The 17,718-nt window shown below is 67.6% G+C and carries 14 protein-coding genes; 9 read left to right on the forward strand and 5 right to left on the reverse strand.

Features of this window, described 5'->3' with window-relative positions; translation table 11 throughout:
• Positions 1–76: 76 nt before the first annotated feature.
• From ACFCZF_RS21920 to ACFCZF_RS21935, 4 genes are all read left to right on the forward strand, one after another.
• Positions 77–1,873: an ABC transporter substrate-binding protein gene (locus ACFCZF_RS21920; RefSeq protein WP_376673070.1), complete on the forward strand. Its 1,797-nt coding sequence runs from the start codon at positions 77–79 to the stop codon at positions 1,871–1,873.
• A 99-nt stretch (positions 1,874–1,972) separates the two neighbouring features.
• Positions 1,973–2,950 carry an ABC transporter permease gene (locus ACFCZF_RS21925; RefSeq protein WP_376673071.1) on the forward strand — a complete coding sequence of 326 codons (978 nt, stop codon included), beginning with the start codon at positions 1,973–1,975 and terminating at the stop codon, positions 2,948–2,950.
• 15 nt (positions 2,951–2,965) lie between these two features.
• The gene (locus ACFCZF_RS21930) at positions 2,966–4,027 is read left to right on the forward strand and encodes an ABC transporter ATP-binding protein (protein ID WP_376673072.1); all 1,062 of its coding nucleotides are present in this window, start codon (positions 2,966–2,968) and stop codon (positions 4,025–4,027) included.
• Between the two features lie 61 nt (positions 4,028–4,088).
• Positions 4,089–5,210: an ABC transporter ATP-binding protein gene (locus ACFCZF_RS21935; RefSeq protein WP_376673073.1), complete on the forward strand. Its 1,122-nt coding sequence runs from the start codon at positions 4,089–4,091 to the stop codon at positions 5,208–5,210.
• A 142-nt stretch (positions 5,211–5,352) separates the two neighbouring features.
• Here the strand turns inward: ACFCZF_RS21935 and ACFCZF_RS21940 are convergent, their stop codons facing one another.
• The 5 genes from ACFCZF_RS21940 to ACFCZF_RS21960 all read right to left on the reverse strand — a co-directional run bounded on the left by ACFCZF_RS21940 (position 5,353) and on the right by ACFCZF_RS21960 (position 11,463).
• Positions 5,353–6,393 (reverse strand): ABC transporter ATP-binding protein, encoded by a 1,041-nt coding sequence (locus tag ACFCZF_RS21940; protein ID WP_376673074.1) that lies wholly within the window; start codon positions 6,391–6,393, stop codon positions 5,353–5,355.
• A 26-nt stretch (positions 6,394–6,419) separates the two neighbouring features.
• A complete protein-coding gene (locus tag ACFCZF_RS21945; protein ID WP_376673075.1) occupies positions 6,420–7,457 on the reverse strand; it encodes an ABC transporter ATP-binding protein in 1,038 nt (345 codons plus the stop codon).
• Positions 7,458–7,506: 49 nt separating this feature from the next.
• Positions 7,507–8,487 (reverse strand): ABC transporter permease, encoded by a 981-nt coding sequence (locus ACFCZF_RS21950; protein ID WP_376673076.1) that lies wholly within the window; start codon positions 8,485–8,487, stop codon positions 7,507–7,509.
• A 106-nt stretch (positions 8,488–8,593) separates the two neighbouring features.
• Positions 8,594–10,354, reverse strand: a complete 1,761-nt coding sequence (locus ACFCZF_RS21955) for an ABC transporter substrate-binding protein (RefSeq protein ID WP_376673077.1) — start codon at positions 10,352–10,354, stop codon at positions 8,594–8,596.
• 80 nt (positions 10,355–10,434) lie between these two features.
• Complete coding sequence (locus ACFCZF_RS21960) at positions 10,435–11,463, reverse strand: ABC transporter permease (protein ID WP_376673078.1); 1,029 nt, start codon at positions 11,461–11,463, stop codon at positions 10,435–10,437.
• Between the two features lie 532 nt (positions 11,464–11,995).
• Here ACFCZF_RS21960 and ACFCZF_RS21965 point away from each other — a divergent pair.
• From ACFCZF_RS21965 to ACFCZF_RS21985, 5 genes are read left to right on the forward strand one after another with little or no spacing between them, the layout of a single operon-like run.
• Entirely contained in the window at positions 11,996–13,621 is a 1,626-nt protein-coding gene (locus ACFCZF_RS21965; protein WP_376673079.1) for an ABC transporter substrate-binding protein, read from the forward strand.
• 9 nt (positions 13,622–13,630) lie between these two features.
• Positions 13,631–14,554 carry an ABC transporter permease gene (locus tag ACFCZF_RS21970; protein ID WP_375915455.1) on the forward strand — a complete coding sequence of 308 codons (924 nt, stop codon included), beginning with the start codon at positions 13,631–13,633 and terminating at the stop codon, positions 14,552–14,554.
• Entirely contained in the window at positions 14,547–15,527 is a 981-nt protein-coding gene (locus ACFCZF_RS21975; RefSeq protein WP_376673080.1) for an ABC transporter permease, read from the forward strand. Before ACFCZF_RS21970 ends, ACFCZF_RS21975 begins: the two co-directional genes overlap by 8 nt.
• An 8-nt stretch (positions 15,528–15,535) precedes the next feature.
• Entirely contained in the window at positions 15,536–16,519 is a 984-nt protein-coding gene (locus tag ACFCZF_RS21980) for an ABC transporter ATP-binding protein (RefSeq protein WP_376673081.1), read from the forward strand.
• Positions 16,512–17,591 (forward strand): ABC transporter ATP-binding protein, encoded by a 1,080-nt coding sequence (locus tag ACFCZF_RS21985; protein ID WP_376673082.1) that lies wholly within the window; start codon positions 16,512–16,514, stop codon positions 17,589–17,591. The genes ACFCZF_RS21980 and ACFCZF_RS21985 overlap by 8 nt, the downstream gene beginning before the upstream one ends.
• Positions 17,592–17,718 lie beyond the last annotated feature (127 nt).

The following is a 17,718-nucleotide window of genomic DNA, read 5'->3' on the forward strand; positions in this document are numbered from 1 at the left end:
CGGCCCGCGGGCCGCGTCAGGCAGTGCACAGCAGTGCTCAGTGGATAACAAACCCGACAGGCAGGTGCATCACCACATGAAGTCGTTCAACTCGCGCACTGCGCGCGCCGTCATGGTCGCGCTCGCGGCAGGCTCGCTGGTCCTCACCGGATGCTCGGAGAACAAGGGCGGCGGCGACTCCGGCAAGGACTCGAAGAAGGACCAGAAGGAGGCCGAGGTCCAGTCGAAGGCGGTCACCTACGCCGACGCCGCCGCCTCCACCGGGCCGGCCAAGGAGGTCCCCGGCGCCAAGCCCGGCGGCACCATCAACGTCTACCAGGAGCAGGGCCTGTCCCACCTGGACCCGGGGCAGATCTACGTCTCCGACGCCGGCCAGGTCGCCAACCTGCTCTTCCGCGGCCTGACCAACTTCCAGGAGGACGGCAAGGGCGGCGTCTCCGTCGTCGGCGACCTCGCCACCGACTCCGGCAAGTCCTCGGACGGCGGCAAGACCTGGACGTTCACGCTGAAGGACGGCGTCAAGGACCAGAACGGCAACCCGATCACCTCGGCCGACATACGGCACACCGTCGAGCGCCAGTACGCCAAGTTCATCTTCGACGGTCCGACCTACCTCCAGACCTGGCTGAGTGGCGCCGACTACCGCAAGGCCCTGCCCGACGGCGGCTACGGCGACAAGCACCTGCCGGACTCGGTCCTGGAGACCCCGGACGACAAGACCGTCGTCTTCCACTTCGACACCCCGCGCCCCGACCTGCCGCAGACGCTGGCCATGCCGGGCTACACGGTCGTGCCCGAGGAGACCGACACCAAGGAGAAGTACGACAAGGCCCCCGTCGCCTCCGGCCCGTACAAGATCGCCGAATACAAGGTCGGCAAGTCCCTCAAGCTCGTCAAGAACGAGAACTGGGACCCGAAGACCGACGCGGTGCGCCACCAGTACCTGGACGGCTACGACTTCGACTTCGGCGTCACGGAGTCGACCCAGACCAAGCGCCTGATCGCCGACCAGGGCGACGCCAAGAACGCCATCCAGCTCACCGGCGGCGTCGAGGCCACCCAGATCCAGGACGTCATCAGCGACCCGGCCATCAACAAGCGCACGATCAAGGGCTACCAGCCCTACGTGATGACGCTGACGTTCAACCTGGACCGGGTGAAGAACAAGAAGGTCCGCGACGCCATCACCTACGCGGTCAACTCCAAGTCGCTCATCGCCGGCGAGGGCGGCGCCTACGGCGGCGACGTCGCGCCCAACCTGTTCGCCCCGACCCTGCCGGGCTACGAGGCCGACTACGACCCCTACGGCCGGCTGAAGACGCCGTCCGGCAACATCGAGAAGGCCAAGGAACTCCTCGCGGGCGTCCCGGCCGCCGAGAAGAAGCTCGTCTTCGCCTACCGCAACAGCGAGCAGGGCCAGAAGCGCAAGGTCGCCATCGAGGACGCGCTGAGCAAGGTCGGTCTGGAGGTCGTCTCCAAGGAGGTCGACGCGGCGAGCTTCTACGAGCAGGTCGGCAAGCTGAAGAACCCGTACGACATGTACATCACGGGTTGGGGCCAGGACTGGCCGTCCCCGGGCACGGTCGTCACGCCGATCTACGACGGTGACCAGGTCGCCGACGGTGCGCCGAACTACTCGCACATCGACGACCCCAAGGTCCAGGAGCTGATCAAGAAGGCGCTCACCCAGGAGCCGACCGAGGCCGCGGCGACCTGGAAGGAAGCGCACCGCTACATCCTGGAGCAGATCAACCCGTCCGCTCCGCTGTGGTACACGAAGCAGTTCCAGCTCTACGGCTCGAACATCGGCGGCGCGCGCTACAGCACCGAGTCCAGCTACATCGACGTGAACAACCTGTTCCTCAAGTCGTAACTCTCTACGGCTGACTGCGGGGGTGCGCACCAGGCGGAGCGCACCCCCAGGGTTCCGTGAAACTTCCCGACCACCTCCGCAGAGAGCAGCCATCCCGCCATGCTTCAGTTCATCATCCGACGTGCGGTCGGTGCCGTCGTCACCCTGTTCCTGATCGGTGCCGCGACGTTCTTCCTCTTCGTCGCCGCCCCGTCCGACTACGCCTCCCTGGCCTGCGGCAAGGACTGCTCCCCCGCCAGACTGGAGGACATCCGCGAGGCCCTCGGCCTCAACCTGCCGATCGCCCAGCAGTTCTGGGACTTCATGTCCGGCATCGTCGCCGGACGCGACTTCCCCGACGGCCACTGCCCCGCTCCGTGTCTCGGGCAGTCCTTCTACTCGGGCGAACTCGTCTGGACCATCATCAAGGACCGCTTCCCGCTGACCCTGTCGCTGACCGTCGGCGCCGCGCTCGTCTTCCTGATCGTCGGCCTCGGCACGGGCATGCTCGCCGCCTTCCGGCGCGGCTCGCACGTGGACAAGGTGGCCACCGGCGCCTCCATGGTGCTCAGCTCCTTCCAGATCTACTTCCTCGGCCCGATCGCCCTGGCGATCTTCGTCTACAGCACGGGCTGGATGGAGGATCCCAAGTACGTCCCCATCAGCGAGGACCCGTTCGGCTGGCTCATCGGCCTGTCCATTCCGATGGTCGTGATGGCCACCATCTTCACCGCCCAGTACACCCGTATGTCGCGCTCCTCGCTGATCGAGCAGCTGGCGGAGGACCATGTGCGCACCGCCCGCGCCAAGGGCATGTCGCAGAAGTACGTCTTCTTCCGCTACGCCTGGCGCGGCTCGCTCATCCCCATCGTCACCATCCTCGGCATCGACCTCAGCAGCCTGCTCGGCGGCGCCGTCGTCACCGAGCTGACCTTCTCCCTCCAGGGCATCGGCCGGCTCGCCGTGGACGGCGCGGTCAACAAGGACCTGCCGCTGACCATGGGCGTCATGCTGGTCGGGGCCTTCATGATCCTCATGCTGAACATCCTCGTCGACATCGCGTACGCCTGGATCGACCCGCGCGTCCGGCTTTCCTAGGAAGAGGGCACCCCCGTGACCACACTGACCAAGACCGAGGGCGCGCCGCCCCCCACCGGGCCCGAGGGCTTCCTGTCGGTCCGCGATCTGAGCGTGCGGTTCGCCACGGAGGACGGTGTCGTCAAGGCGGTCGACGGTCTCTCCTTCGACGTGGAGCGGGGCCGGACCCTGGGCATCGTGGGCGAGTCCGGCTCCGGCAAGTCCGTCACCAACCTGACGATCCTGGGCCTGCACAACCCGCGGACCACGACGATCGACGGCGAGATCGTCTTCGACGGCAAGGAACTCGTCACCGCCACCGAGCGGGAACTGGAACAGCTGCGCGGCAACCGGATCGCCATGATCTTCCAGGATCCGCTGACGGCCATGTCCCCGTACTACACGGTGGGCCGGCAGATCGCCGAGCCGTACCGCAAGCACACCGGCTCCTCCAAGCAGGAGGCCTGGAACCGGGCGGTGGAGATGCTGGGCAAGGTCGGCATCCCCAACCCGGCCCAGCGGGCCAAGGACTATCCGCACCAGTTCTCCGGCGGTATGCGCCAGCGCGCGATGATCGCCATGGCGCTGGTCTGCGACCCCGACCTGCTGATCGCCGACGAGCCGACGACCGCGCTGGACGTGACGGTGCAGGCGCAGATCCTGGACCTGCTCAAGGACCTCCAGCAGGAGTTCGGCTCGGCGATCGTCTTCATCACGCACGACCTCGGCGTCATCGCCGACGTCGCCGACGACATCATGGTGATGTACGCGGGCAGCGCGGTGGAGCGGGGCAGCACCGACGAGGTGCTCAGGGCGCCCCGGCACCCCTACACCTGGGGCCTGCTGAACTCGATGCCCCGCCTGGACTCCGACCTGAGCGCCGCGCTCGCGCCGATCCCCGGCACCCCGCCGTCGCTGCTCACCCCGCCGTCCGGCTGCCGCTTCCACCCCCGCTGCACCTTCCAGGACCGGGTCGGCGGCAACCGCTGCGTCACCGAGCGGCCGCTGCTGGGCTCGGACCGGTCCTCCGCGTGCCATCTGACGGCGGAGCAGAAGCGGACCATCTTCATCGAAGAGATCAAGCCCCGACTGGGGTAGGGCGCGACCGGCCAACAGCCGGAACGCCCACAAGGAGGACCTGCCGCATGAAAGAGGAGTCATGAAAGAAGACCTCGTCCTCCCCGCCCCGCGCGAGGCCGCGGCCGGCGGATCAGGGGAGCCGCTGCTGGTGGCGGAGGGCCTGACCAAGCACTTCCCGGTCAAGGGCGGCTTCCCCATCCGGCGGACCGTCGGTCAGGTCCAGGCCGTCGACGGCATCGACCTGACCGTGCACTCCGGCGAGAGCTTCGGCCTGGTGGGGGAGTCGGGCTGCGGCAAGTCGACCACGGGCCGGCTGATCACCCGCCTGCTGGAGCCGACCGCGGGCAAGATCACGTACCGGGGCCGGGACATCTCCCACGCCAGTCGCAGGGGTCTCGCGCCGATCCGGTCCGAGATCCAGATGATCTTCCAGGACCCGTACTCCTCACTGAACCCCCGGCAGACGGTCGGCAAGATCATCGCCGGTCCGATGGAGATCAACGGCATCAACCCGCCGGGCGGCCGGGAGAACCGGGTGCGTGAGCTGCTGGAGATCGTGGGTCTCAACCCCGAGCACTTCAACCGCTTCCCGCACGAGTTCTCCGGCGGCCAGCGCCAGCGCATCGGCGTGGCACGCGCGTTGGCCCTGGAGCCGAAGCTGATCGTGGCCGACGAGCCGGTCTCCGCGCTCGACGTGTCCATCCAGGCCCAGGTGGTGAACCTGCTCCAGAAGGTGCAGAAGGAACTGGGCATCGCGTTCCTGTTCATCGCCCACGACCTGGCCGTCGTACGGCACTTCTCGCAGCGCGTCGCGGTCATGTACCTCGGCAAGGTGATCGAGGTCGGCGACCGGGACTCCATCTACACCCGCCCCCGTCACCCCTACACGCACGCCCTGCTCTCCGCCGTTCCCGAGGTGAACCTGGCGGACGGCGAGAGCGACCGGCGCGAACGCATCCGCCTGGCCGGCGACGTGCCGTCCCCGATCAACCCGCCCTCCGGCTGCCGCTTCCGCACCCGGTGCTGGAAGGCGCAGGACAAGTGCGCGAGCGAGGTGCCTCCACTGGTCCGGATCGACGGCAACCGCGACGGTCACCTGACGGCCTGCCACTTCCCGGAGGAGCCGACGATCGCGGCCCGCGAGGCGGACATCGTCCTCGACCCGGCGCTGGCCGCGCTGGAGGAGCCGGACAAGGACTGACCCGACCCCGCCGCGAACAGACCGAGGGCCCGCGCCTGGGGAGGCGCGGGCCCTCGGTTTCCCTGGAGCGGACGTTCCGGGCTCGGGTCAATGGGCCGTAGAAGTCCGTTCCGCAGGCGGTGCCGACAGAAAAGGGGTGTTGTCAGGCAGCCGCCTGGGGGCTCTTGGTGAGACGGGGCGAGGGTACGTCATCCGTCTCGGGGTAGTGGCACGCGGTCAGGTGCCCGGCCTTGTTGCCCTCCACCTGCACCAGCGGCGGAGCCTCGGACGCGCACTTGTCCGTCGCCTTCCAGCACCGGGTGCGGAAGCGGCAGCCCGAGGGCGGGTTGATCGGCGAGGGCACGTCGCCGACGAGCCGGATGCGCTCGCGGGGCGTGTCCTCCACCGTCGCCTCGGGCACGGCGGAGAGCAGGGCGCGCGTGTAAGGGTGCCGCGGGTTGTTGTACAGATCGTCGCGGTCGGCGATCTCCATGATCTTACCGAGGTACATGACCGCCACGCGCTGCGAGAAGTGCCGTACGACGGCCAGGTCGTGCGCGATGAAGACGAAGGCGATGCCCAGTTCCCTCTGCACCTTCTGGAGCAGGTTCACCACCTGGGCCTGAATGGATACGTCCAGCGCGGAGACCGGCTCGTCGGCCACGATCAGCTTCGGCTCCAGGGCCAGGGCGCGGGCGACCCCGATGCGCTGACGCTGACCGCCGGAGAACTCGTGCGGGAAGCGGTTGAAGTGCTCGGGGTTGAGACCCACGATCTCCAGCAGCTCACGCACCCGGTTCTCCCGCCCGCCGGCCGGGTTGATGTCGTTGATCTCCATCGGACCGGCGATGATCTTGCCGACCGTCTGCCGGGGGTTCAGGGACGCGTACGGGTCCTGGAAGATCATCTGGATCTCGGACCGGATCGGCGCGAGGCCCCTGCGACTGGCGTGCGTGATGTCCTGACCCCGGTACACGACCTTGCCGCCCGTGGGCTCCAGCAGGCGGGTGATCAGCCGGCCGGTCGTCGACTTGCCGCACCCGGACTCGCCGACCAGGCCCAGGCTCTCGCCCTCGCGCACCTGGAAGTCCAGGCCGTCCACCGCCCGCACGGCTCCGACCGTACGAGAGATCGGGAAGCCGCCCTTGATCGGGAAGTGCTTGGTCAGGCCGCTGACGTCCAGGAGCGTTTCCGCGTTGCTCATGATGGTGAAGTCCTGTCTCTTTTACGTCAGTTGAGCCGGGAACCGGCGAAGTCGGCGAACAGCTCCGGGCGCTGCTCGGGGGGCAGGTGGCAGGCGGAGCCCCGGCCCTTCTCCACCTGCAGCAACGGCTGCTCCGAGGAGCACAGCCCACCGGGGACCTTCTCGACGAAGGCGCACCGCGGGTGGAACCGGCAGCCGGTGGGCGGGTTGAGCAGCGAGGGCGGCGAGCCCGGGATCGGCTCCAGCGGCACGTCGACCGGTCCGTCCAGGCTGGGCATGGAGCTCATCAGGCCCAGCGTGTACGGGTGCTGCGGGTCGCGCAGCACTTCCTGCTTGGTGCCGCGCTCCACGCACCGGCCGCCGTACATCACCAGCACGTCGTCCGCGATGTCCGCGATGACGCCGAGGTCGTGGGTGATGAAGACGATGGCCGTGCCGAACTCCTGCTGGAGGTCCTTGAGCAGGTCCATGATCTGCGCCTGGACCGTCACGTCGAGGGCCGTGGTCGGCTCGTCCGCGATGAGCAGCTCGGGGTCGCAGACCAGTGCCATGGCGATCATCGCGCGCTGGCGCATACCGCCGGAGAACTGGTGCGGGTAATCGTCCACCCGGACGTCCGGCTGCGGGATGCCCACCCGGCGCAGCATCTCGATCGCCCGGTCCCGGGCCTCCTTCTTGGAGGCGCCGGTGTGCTTGCGGTACGTCTCGCTGATCTGCTTGCCGATGGTGTGGTACGGCGACAGCGAGGCCAGCGCGTCCTGGAAGATCATCGCCATCTTGTTGCCGCGCAGCCGCTCCAGCTCCCGCTCGGTGGCGGTGAGCAGGTCCTTGTCGTCGAGGACGATCTCGCCGTCGATCGCGGTGCGGTCCCGGTCGTGCAGGCCCAGGATCGTCAGGTTGGTGACCGACTTGCCCGAGCCCGATTCGCCCACGATGCCGAGCGTCCTGCCCTTGGCGAGGTCGAAGGAGAGCCCGTCGACGGCCTTGACGATGCCGTCCTCGGTGGAGAAGTGGACCTTCAGGTCCCTGACGGAGAGGAAGGGCTGCTGTTCGGTGCTCGTCACGGGGACGCTCCAGGAGGTGATGCGGGGGGTAGGGGGCAGCGAGCGGAGGTCAGGCGAGCCGGATCCGCGGGTCGATGAGGGCGTAGACCGCGTCGACGATGATGTTGAAGAACACGATCGCGCCGGCCGCCAGCACGGTGACGCCGAGCTGCATGGGCAGGTCGCTCTGGTTCACGGCCTGCACCGCGAGCCTGCCGACACCCTGGAGGGAGAACACCGACTCGGTGATGATGGCGCCGCCGATCAGGGTGCCGAGGTCGATGCCGAAAAGGGTGACGATCGGGCCCATCGCGCCGCGCCAGGCGAACCGGAAGAAGACGTTCGACTGGGACAGGCCCTTGGCCCGTGCAGTGCGGACGTAGTCCTCGCTGAGCTGCTCCACCATCTGGGAGCGCGTCATACGGGTGTAGTTGGCGGTGAAGATGATCGACAGCACGAGCCAGGGAAGCAGCAGACCGGATACCCAGGCGGCCGGGTTCTCCGTGAGCGGGGTGTACGAGGGCTGGCTGAGGATGCCGAGCTGCGCTACCAGGAAGAACATCGCGACGTAGCCGACGAAGTAGATCTGGAGCGAGGAGCCGAGCAGCGACACCGAGCTGGCGAACTTGTCCAGGAACTTGCCCTGCTTGAGCGCGGCGAGCATGCCCGCGCCGACACCGATGATCAGGAAGAAGACCGCCGAGCCGAAGGCGAGCGAGAGGGTCAGCGGCAGCCGGTCCATGATCGTGCCGAAGACGGGCTCGTTGTTGGCGAACGAGTAGCCGAGGCAGGGCGCGTCGCAGTAGCCGTACCCGCCGTAGTCGCGTCCGGCGAAGACACCCACGAGCCAGTGCCAGAACTGCATGACGATCGACTCGTCGATGCCCAGATTCTGCCGGATCTGCTCCAGGTTCGCTTCGGTGCAGTTCTTGCCGCAGGACATCATCGCGGGGTCACGCGGGATCGCGTAGAAGAGCCAGAAGGTGACAGCGCTGATGATCAGCAGGATGACCATCGCGCCGATGACTCGGCGGACTAGGAAGCGGAGCATGGGGCGTGACTTTCCGGACGGGGCGCCGTCGCCGGGGGCATGGAGGGGGGTTGGCCCCAGGGGGCGGTCGCGCGGATGGTGACCGCCCCCCGGGGATCGTGCGCGCTTACTTCTTGGCGTAGAGCTTGCAGAGCGCGATGCAGTTGTTGCCGCCGTCGTAGACGACGTTGCCGACCTTGGATCCGTACATCCAGTTGCGGATCTTGTGGTAGTCCGGGACGACCGGGGCCAGCTCCATGATCTGGCGGTCGATCGCGCCCCAGGCCTTGTTGGCCTCGTCCGGGTCGGTGATCTTCGCGGCGGCGTCGATCGCCTTGTTCACGCCGGTGTCGTTCAGCTGGGCGTAGTTGTTGCGGCCGTTGCCGATGTTGTCGCCGTGCCAGCAGGGGTAGAAGACCGAGTAACCGTTCGGCCAGTCGGGGCTCCAGCCGGCGCCGAACAGGTCGTACTCGTTGTCGATCTTGCCGATCTGGGTGTAGAAGGTCGACTTGTCGACCTGCTTGTTGACGACCTCGAAGCCGGCCGCCTCCAGGGCGTTCTTGACCGCGACGGCGACCTTCACCTGCGTGTCCGACTGCTGGTAGGCGATGACGAGCTTCTGGCCGAGCTTGCCGGCCTCCTTCAGCATCGCCTTGGCCTTGGCCGGGTCACCGCCGGGCTTCTTCGTCGTGCCGTAGAGGTCGAACTTCTGGTAGCCGGGGGTGACCGGGCTGAGGATGGTGGTGGCGATCTCGGTGCTGTAGGCACCGCCGCTGATCGTCTGGAGCTGCTGGTGCGGCCACGCCCAGTTGATCGCCTGGCGGACCTTGACGTCCGTGATGCGGGTGGTGTTGATCGGCCAGTAGTAGGTGACCGTGTCGACCCGGGTGAGGACCCGCTTCTTGTACTCGGCGTTGGTGAGTACCTGTGCGATGCGCTCGGGGGCGATCTCGTTGAAGATCGACATCGTGTACTGGGTGTTGCCCTTGTCCGCGATGTAGCGGTCGGTGGAGGCGACCAGCTCGAAGCCGAACTGGAAGTGGAAGGAGTCCGGGTAGGCGTTGCGGATCGGGTCCGTCTTCGCGTCCCAGTGCTCGTTGCGCACGAAGGTCATCGACTTGCCGACGCTGCGGTTTTTGATCTTGTACGGACCGCAGGAGACCGGCTTCTTGTCGTACTTCTCCTTGGTGTCCAGCTTCTTCGGCACCAGCGAGTAACCGCGCATGGCCACCGTGAAGTTGAAGTCGCTGCGCGGTTCCGTCAGGCGGAAGGTGATGGTCTTGCCGTCGACCTCGATGGAGTCGAGGTGCTTGCCCTCGTAGGGGCCCTTGTACTTGTCGCCGCCCTCGAGCCAGCTCTGGACGAAGATCGGGCCCTCGGTGATGAACGGGGCGAAGACGCGCTCGAAGGTGTGCTGGACGTCCTCGGCGGTGACGTCCGAGCCGTCCTCCCACTTCAGGCCGTCCTTCAGGGTGAAGGACCAGGTCTTGCCGCCGTCCTTCATGGTGCCGGCGTCGGTGGCGGCGTCGCCGACCAGGGTGGTGACGCCCTTGTCGTCGATCTTGTAGCCGGTCAGACCGCGCATGATCGGCACGGTGATGGCGGCCTCGGTCGAGACGTAGATCTGCGCCGGGTCCATGTGGTCCATGTCGAACTGGTCCAGCGAGTAGATCGTCCCGCCCTTGACCGCGCCCTTGACCTCGGGGGCCGGGCCCACCGAGTCGGCCTTGGAACCGACCGCGATCTCGATGGTCTCGCTGTCGCTGACCTTGGGACCGTCGTGCTTGGCGGAAGAGCCGCCGTCCCCGCCGCCGCAGGCGGTCAGCACCGAGGACGAGGCCGCGACCACACCGGTGGCGATGAGGAAGTTTCTACGGGAGAAAGACATGAGGCACCTGCCAGAGAGGGACAAACGGGACGGGACGGCCGGCCGGACGGCGTTGGACGAGCCGGGATGGAACGGGAGGGTCAGCGCTTGGACTTCGGGTCGAGGGCGTCGCGCACCGAGTCACCGAGGAGGTTGAAGGCGAGCACGAAGATCACCATCGACACGCCCGGGAAGAGCATGAAGGTGAGGTCCTCGGTGTAGAACTGGGCGCCGCGCTGGATCATGACGCCCCAGTCCGGGGTCGGGTCGATGATGCCGACGCCGAGGAAGGCCAGGCCGGCCTCGGCCGTGACGAACGCCGGGAGCATCAGCGTGGACTGGATGATGATCGGCGTCCAAAGGTTGGGCAGCAGTTCCTTGAAGACGATCCGGAACGGCGACGCACCCGTGACCTTGGCCGCCTCGACGAACTCCCGCTCGCGCAGGCCGAGCACCTGACCGCGCAGCAGTCGGGCGAGTGAGGCCCAGCCGAAGGCCGAGAGCACCAGGATGAGCGAGATGGCGCGCAGCGAGGTCGGGATGTTCTCGTCGCTCGCGACGAACAGGCCGTAGACGACCGGCATGAAGGCGATGAAGAAGAGCGTGGACGGGAACGAGAGCAGGATGTCGATGACCCGGCTGACGAAGTAGTCGGTCCTGCCGCCGAGGTAGCCCGCCGTGATGCCCACGACGACGCCGACGATCGCGGTGAGCAGGGTGGCGGCCACCGCGATGCCCAGCGACGTGCGAATGCCGTACAGCAGGAAGGTGAACACGTCCCGGCCGAGCTGGGGCTCGATGCCGAACCAGAACTCGCTGCTCATGCCGCCGTTGGGGCCGGCCGGGTACGAGAAGGCGTCGAGCAGTTCGGGGCGCTGGCTCGCGTACGTGGTGTACGGGTCCTTGCCGTACAGCTTGGCTATGAGCGGTGCGGCGAGCGCGATCACGAAGAAGAAGATCACGATGCACGCCGATATGACGCCCGTGCGGTCGCGCTTGAAGCGCTTCCAGGCCAGTCGGCCCGGTGAACGGCTCTCGCTGCCCTGAGGGGTGGTGGGCGTGGGCGACTTGACGACGCTCTCGTCGGTCACCTCGAGCGGGGCAGCCGCTGATGGAGTTGGGGGGGTCATGGTGCTCCTGGCCCAAGGGAGGGTCTGATGACTCCGCAGGGCGTCCCCCTACGGGCTACGCCGGACTTTTTCAACGCAATTCGTTCAAGGTCAATAAAATCTCGCTCGGCTTGGCTTTCTCTTTACCTTCTTTACCTTCTCTTGGGTGAACCGTAGTTACGCGTGTAGCGGGCCGTGATCGATCCGTGCCTTACATCGGGCCAACTGGACCAATCAGGCAAGGCGTTCGTTATGCGGACGCGGAGTCGTCGAAATGTGTACACCGCGGGTTCGTAATCCAACGGTTCGGCATCGGATCGTGAAGATCCGTTGCGTCGAGGTTCAAGATCCTTTGTGGCGGGTTACGGGGGTCCGCCCCGACGCCCCGTCAGCTTCCGTCAGGTGCCGTCGGCGGGATGTTGGGTTCCTCCAAAGGGAGGTATGCGTGTGCGATGTGCACCTTTTGCCCTGATGCTGGCCGGTAATGGATCAGCGGACGAGTCAGCGGACGAGTCGGACGAGTCGGACGAGTCAGGGCACGAGGAGGCACTCCATGCGCGGAGCCAGGCACACCAAATGGGCCGCATGCGCGGCGGCGGTGGCCCTCGCGGCGACCGCCTGCGGAGGCGGGGGCGGCAGCGGCGGAGACACGAGCGCGGTCCTCAGCTCCTCCTGGGGTGACCCGCAGAACCCGCTGGAGCCGGCCAACACCAACGAGGTGCAGGGCGGCAAGGTCCTCGACATGATCTTCCGGGGCCTGAAGAAGTACGACCCCGAGACCGGCGAGGCGCAGAACATGCTCGCCGAGAAGATCGAGACCTCCGACTCGCAGAACTTCACGATCACCGTCAAGGACGGCTGGACCTTCAGCAACGGCGAGAAGGTCACCGCCCAGTCCTTCGTGGACGCCTGGAACTACGGCGCGAGCCTGAAGAACAACCAGCGCAACGCCTACTTCTTCGCGTACATCGAGGGCTACGACAAGACGCACCCGGAGAGCGGCGAACAGAGCGCCGACACGCTCTCCGGGCTGAAGGTGACCGGGCCCCGCACCTTCACCGTCAAGCTGAGCCAGAAGTTCTCGACCTTCCCCGACACCCTCGGCTACCCGGCCTTCGCGCCGCTGCCCCGCGCCTTCTTCGACGACCACGACGCCTGGCTGGAGAAGCCGGTCGGCAACGGCCCGTACATGGTGGACAACTACGCCCGCGGCTCCCAGATGTCGCTGCGGAAGTGGGAGGGGTACCCGGGGCCGGACAAGGCGCAGAACGGCGGCGTCGACCTGAAGGTCTACACCGACAACAACACCGCCTACACCGACCTGATGGCCGGCAACCTCGACCTCGTCGACGACGTCCCCGCCGCCCAGCTCAAGAACGTGAAGAACGACCTCGGCGACCGGTACATCAACACCCCGGCCGGCATCATCCAGACCCTCGCCTTCCCGTTCTACGACAACGACTGGAGCAAGCCCGGCTCCGAGAAGGTCCGCAAGGGCCTGTCCATGGCGATCGACCGCAAGCAGATCACGGACACGATCTTCCAGCAGACCCGCACCCCGGCCACCGACTGGACCTCACCCGTCCTCGGCGAGGACGGCGGTTACAAGGCCGGTCTGTGCGGTGAGGCCTGCGAGTACAAGCCCGACGAGGCCAAGAAGCTGATCAGCGAGGGCGGCGGACTGCCCGGCGGCCAGGTCAGGATCACGTACAACGCCGACACCGGCTCCCACGGGCAGTGGGTCGACGCGGTCTGCAACTCCATCAACAACGCCCTGGACAACGACCGCGCCTGCGCGGGCAACCCGGTCGGCACCTTCGCCGACTTCCGCAACCAGATCACCGACCGGAAGATGAGCGGTCCCTTCCGCGCCGGCTGGCAGATGGACTACCCGCTCATCCAGAACTTCCTCCAGCCGCTCTACTACACCAACGCCTCCTCCAACGACGGCAAGTGGTCCAACGAGAGGTTCGACGACCTCGTCGACCGGGCCAACGCCGAGACGGACACCACCAAGGCGATCGGCCTCTTCCAGCAGGCCGAGGAGGTGCTGAGGGACGAGATGGGGGCCATCCCGCTCTGGTACCAGAACGGCAGCGCGGGCTACTCGGACCGGCTGTCCAACGTGAAGCTCAACCCGTTCAGCGTCCCGGTCTACAACGAGATCAAGGTCGGCTGAGGGGGCGCCATGGGACGCTACGTCGTCCGGCGGCTGCTCCAGATGATCCCGGTCTTCATCGGGGCCACGCTGCTGATCTTCCTGATGGTCAACGTGATGGGCGACCCCATCGCGGGCCTGTGCGGCGACCGGGAGTGCGACCCGGCGACGGCCGCGCAGCTGCGGCGCGAGTTCGGGCTCGACCAGCCCGTGTGGCAGCAGTACCTGACCTACATGGGCAACGTCTTCACCGGCGACTTCGGCACCGCCTTCAACGGCCAGCCGGTCACCGAGCTGATGGGCACGGCGTTCCCGGTCACCATCCGGCTCACCATCATCGCCATCCTCTTCGAGATCGTCGTCGGCATCGTCCTCGGCGTCGTCACCGGTCTGCGCCGCGGCCGCCCCATCGACACCGGCGTCCTGCTGCTCACCCTCGTCGTCATCTCCGTCCCCACCTTCGTCACCGGCCTGCTGCTCCAGCTGCTGCTCGGCGTCAAGTGGGGCTGGATCGACCCGGCCGTCTCCTCCGAGGCCCCCTTCGGCGAGCTGATCGTCCCCGGGCTGGTCCTCGCCTCGGTCTCCCTGGCGTACGTCACCCGATTGACCCGTACCTCCATCGCGGAGAACCGCCGCTCCGACTACGTCCGCACCGCCATCGCCAAGGGCCTCCCGCGCCACCGGGTCATCACCCGGCACCTGCTGCGCAACTCCCTCATCCCCGTCGTCACCTTCATCGGCACCGACATCGGCGCCCTGATGGGCGGCGCCATCGTCACCGAGCGGATCTTCAACATCCACGGCGTCGGCTACCAGCTCTACCAGGGCATCCTCCGGCAGAACACGCAGACCGTCGTCGGCTTCGTCACCGTCCTGGTCCTCGTCTTCCTCGTCGCCAACCTCGTCGTCGACCTCCTGTACGCCGTACTCGACCCGAGGATCCGCTATGCCTGAGCAGCAGCCGTACGAGCCGGAGCGCGCGATCGCCGGTACCGGCATGGGCGGGCAGATGGACCTCGGCGCGAGCGAGGCGGTCACGCTGGAGCAGCCGCCGGGACCGGACGGGGCGGACCCGCGCGACAAGCCCCGCAGTCTCTGGTCCGACGCCTGGCACGACCTGCGCCGCAACCCCGTCTTCATCATCTCGGCCCTGGTCATCCTCTTCCTGATCGTCATCTCCATCTGGCCGTCCCTGATCGCCTCCGGCAGCCCCCTCAAGTGCGACCTGGCCAAGGCCCAGGAGGGCTCCCAGTCCGGCCACCCCTTCGGCTTCAACGGCCAGGGCTGCGACGTCTACACCCGCACCGTCTACGGCGCCCGTACGTCGGTGGCGGTCGGCGTCCTCGCCACGCTCGGGGTCGCGGTCCTCGGCAGCGTGCTGGGCGGGCTCGCCGGGTTCTTCGGCGGCGCGGGGGACGCGGTCCTGTCCCGGATCACCGACGTCTTCTTCGCCATCCCGGTCGTCCTCGGCGGCCTGGTCCTGCTCTCCGTCATCACCAGCAACACCGTCTGGCCGGTCATCGGCCTCATCGTGCTGCTCGGCTGGCCGCAGATCTCCCGTATCGCCCGCGGCTCCGTCATCACCGCCAAGCAGAACGACTACGTCCAGGCCGCCCGCGCGCTCGGCGCCTCGAACTCCCGGCTCCTGCTGCGCCACATCGCACCCAACGCCGTCGCCCCCGTCATCGTCGTGGCGACCATCGCGCTCGGCACCTACATCTCCCTGGAGGCGACCCTGTCCTTCCTCGGCGTCGGCCTCAAGCCGCCCAGCGTCTCCTGGGGCATCGACATCTCCGCCGCCGCCCCCTACGTCCGCAACGCCCCGCACGCGCTGCTGTGGCCCTCCGGAGCCCTCGCCATCACCGTCCTCGCGTTCATCATGCTCGGCGACGCGGTGCGCGACGCCCTCGACCCGAAGCTGAGGTGAGCCGCCGCATGCTGCTGGAAGTGCGCGACCTGCACGTGGAGTTCCACACCCGGGACGGCGTCGCCAAGGCCGTCAACGGCGTCAGCTACGGCGTCGACGCGGGCGAGACCCTGGCCGTCCTCGGCGAGTCCGGCTCCGGCAAGTCCGTCACCGCCCAGACGGTCATGGGCATCCTCGACATCCCCCCGGGCCGGATCACCGCCGGCGAGGTGCTCTTCGAGGGCCGGGACCTGCTGAAGCTGAAGGAGGAGGAACGTCGGAAGGTCCGCGGCGCCGAGATGGCGATGATCTTCCAGGACGCGCTGTCGTCGTTGAACCCCGTCCTCACCGTCGGCGCCCAGCTCGCCGAGATGTTCACCGTGCACCGCGGCGTGTCGCGCAAGGACGCCCATGCCAAGGCCGTCGAGCTGATGGACCGCGTACGCATCCCGGCGGCGAAGGAGCGGGTGCGGCAGTACCCGCACCAGTTCTCCGGCGGCATGCGCCAGCGCATCATGATCGCGATGGCGATGGCCCTGGAACCGAAGCTGATCATCGCCGACGAGCCGACCACCGCCCTCGACGTCACCGTCCAGGCCCAGGTCATGGACCTGCTCGCGGAGCTCCAGCGCGAACTGCACATGGGCCTGATCCTCATCACCCACGACCTGGGCGTGGTCGCCGACGTGGCCGACAAGATCGCCGTCATGTACGCGGGCCGGATCGTGGAGACGGCGCCCGTCCACGACATCTACAAGGCACCCGCCCACCCGTACACGCGCGGCCTGCTGGAGTCGATCCCGCGCCTGGACCAGAAGGGCCAGGAGCTCTACGCCATCAAGGGCCTGCCGCCCAACCTCACCCGCATCCCGCCCGGCTGCGCCTTCCACCCCCGCTGCCCGATGGCCCAGGACGTCTGCCGCACCGACGTACCGCCGCTGTACGACGTGACGGAGTCCGAAGCGGAACGCGGGAGCGCCTGCCACTTCTGGAGGGAGTGCCTGCATGGCTGAGACGACCGAGCCGATCCTCGAAGTCCGCAGTCTCGTCAAGCACTACCCGCTCACCACCGGCATTCTCTTCAAGAAGCAGGTCGGCGCGGTCAAGGCGGTCGACGGCGTCGACTTCCACCTCGACCGCGGGGAGACGCTGGGCATCGTCGGCGAGTCCGGCTGCGGCAAGTCCACGGTCGCCAAGATGCTGGTCAACCTGGAGAGGCCGACGGCCGGCGAGATCCGCTACAAGGGCGAGGACATCACCAAACTGTCGGGAAAGGCCCTCAAGTCCGTACGCCGCAACATCCAGATGGTCTTCCAGGACCCCTACACCTCCCTCAACCCCCGCATGACCGTGGGCGACATCATCGGGGAGGCGTACGACATCCACCCGGAGGTGGCGCCGAAGGGCGACCGGCGGGGGAGGGTGCAGCACCTGCTGGACGTCGTCGGTCTCAACCCGGAGTACATCAACCGCTACCCCCACCAGTTCTCCGGCGGCCAGCGCCAGCGCATCGGCATCGCGCGGGGACTGGCGCTGCGCCCGGAGATCATCGTCGCCGACGAGCCGGTGTCGGCCCTCGACGTGTCCGTCCAGGCGCAGGTGATCAACCTGATGGGCCGGCTCCAGGACGAGTTCGACCTGTCCTACATCTTCATCGCCCACGACCTGTCCATCGTCCGGCACATCTCGGACCGGGTCGGCGTGATGTACCTCGGCCGGATCGTGGAGACCGGCCGCGACGCCGAGATCTACGACCATCCCACGCACCCCTACACCCAGGCGCTGCTGTCCGCCGTGCCGGTGCCCGACCCGGAGGCCAGGGAGCACCGCGAGCGCATCATCCTGGCCGGCGACGTGCCGTCCCCGACCAACATCCCGTCCGGCTGCCGCTTCCGCACCCGCTGTTGGAAGGCGCGGGAGCGCTGCGCCCTGGAGGTACCGGCGCTCGCCGTCCCCGCCGAGTTCCGGCACGTGACCGGTCCCGCGGCCCACGACTCGGCGTGCCACTTCGCCGAGGAGAAGCAGGTAGTCCCCCCAGAGGCGGACGGCGACGGCACCGGGAGGCACGGCAGCGGGCCGGGGTGACATGGCGCTCCCCGGCCCGCTTACGGCACCCGCACGGCCGTACGCTGATCAGCGTCGCGCGTCCGTATATCGGTGCCGCTTCGGTGAAGTTGCCTGCGTGTTAAAGCGGTTGGTGCCTTCGTGTGCC

It is taken from the genome of Streptomyces sp. NPDC056296 (genome assembly GCF_042268605.1).
GTDB lineage: Bacteria > Actinomycetota > Actinomycetes > Streptomycetales > Streptomycetaceae > Streptomyces.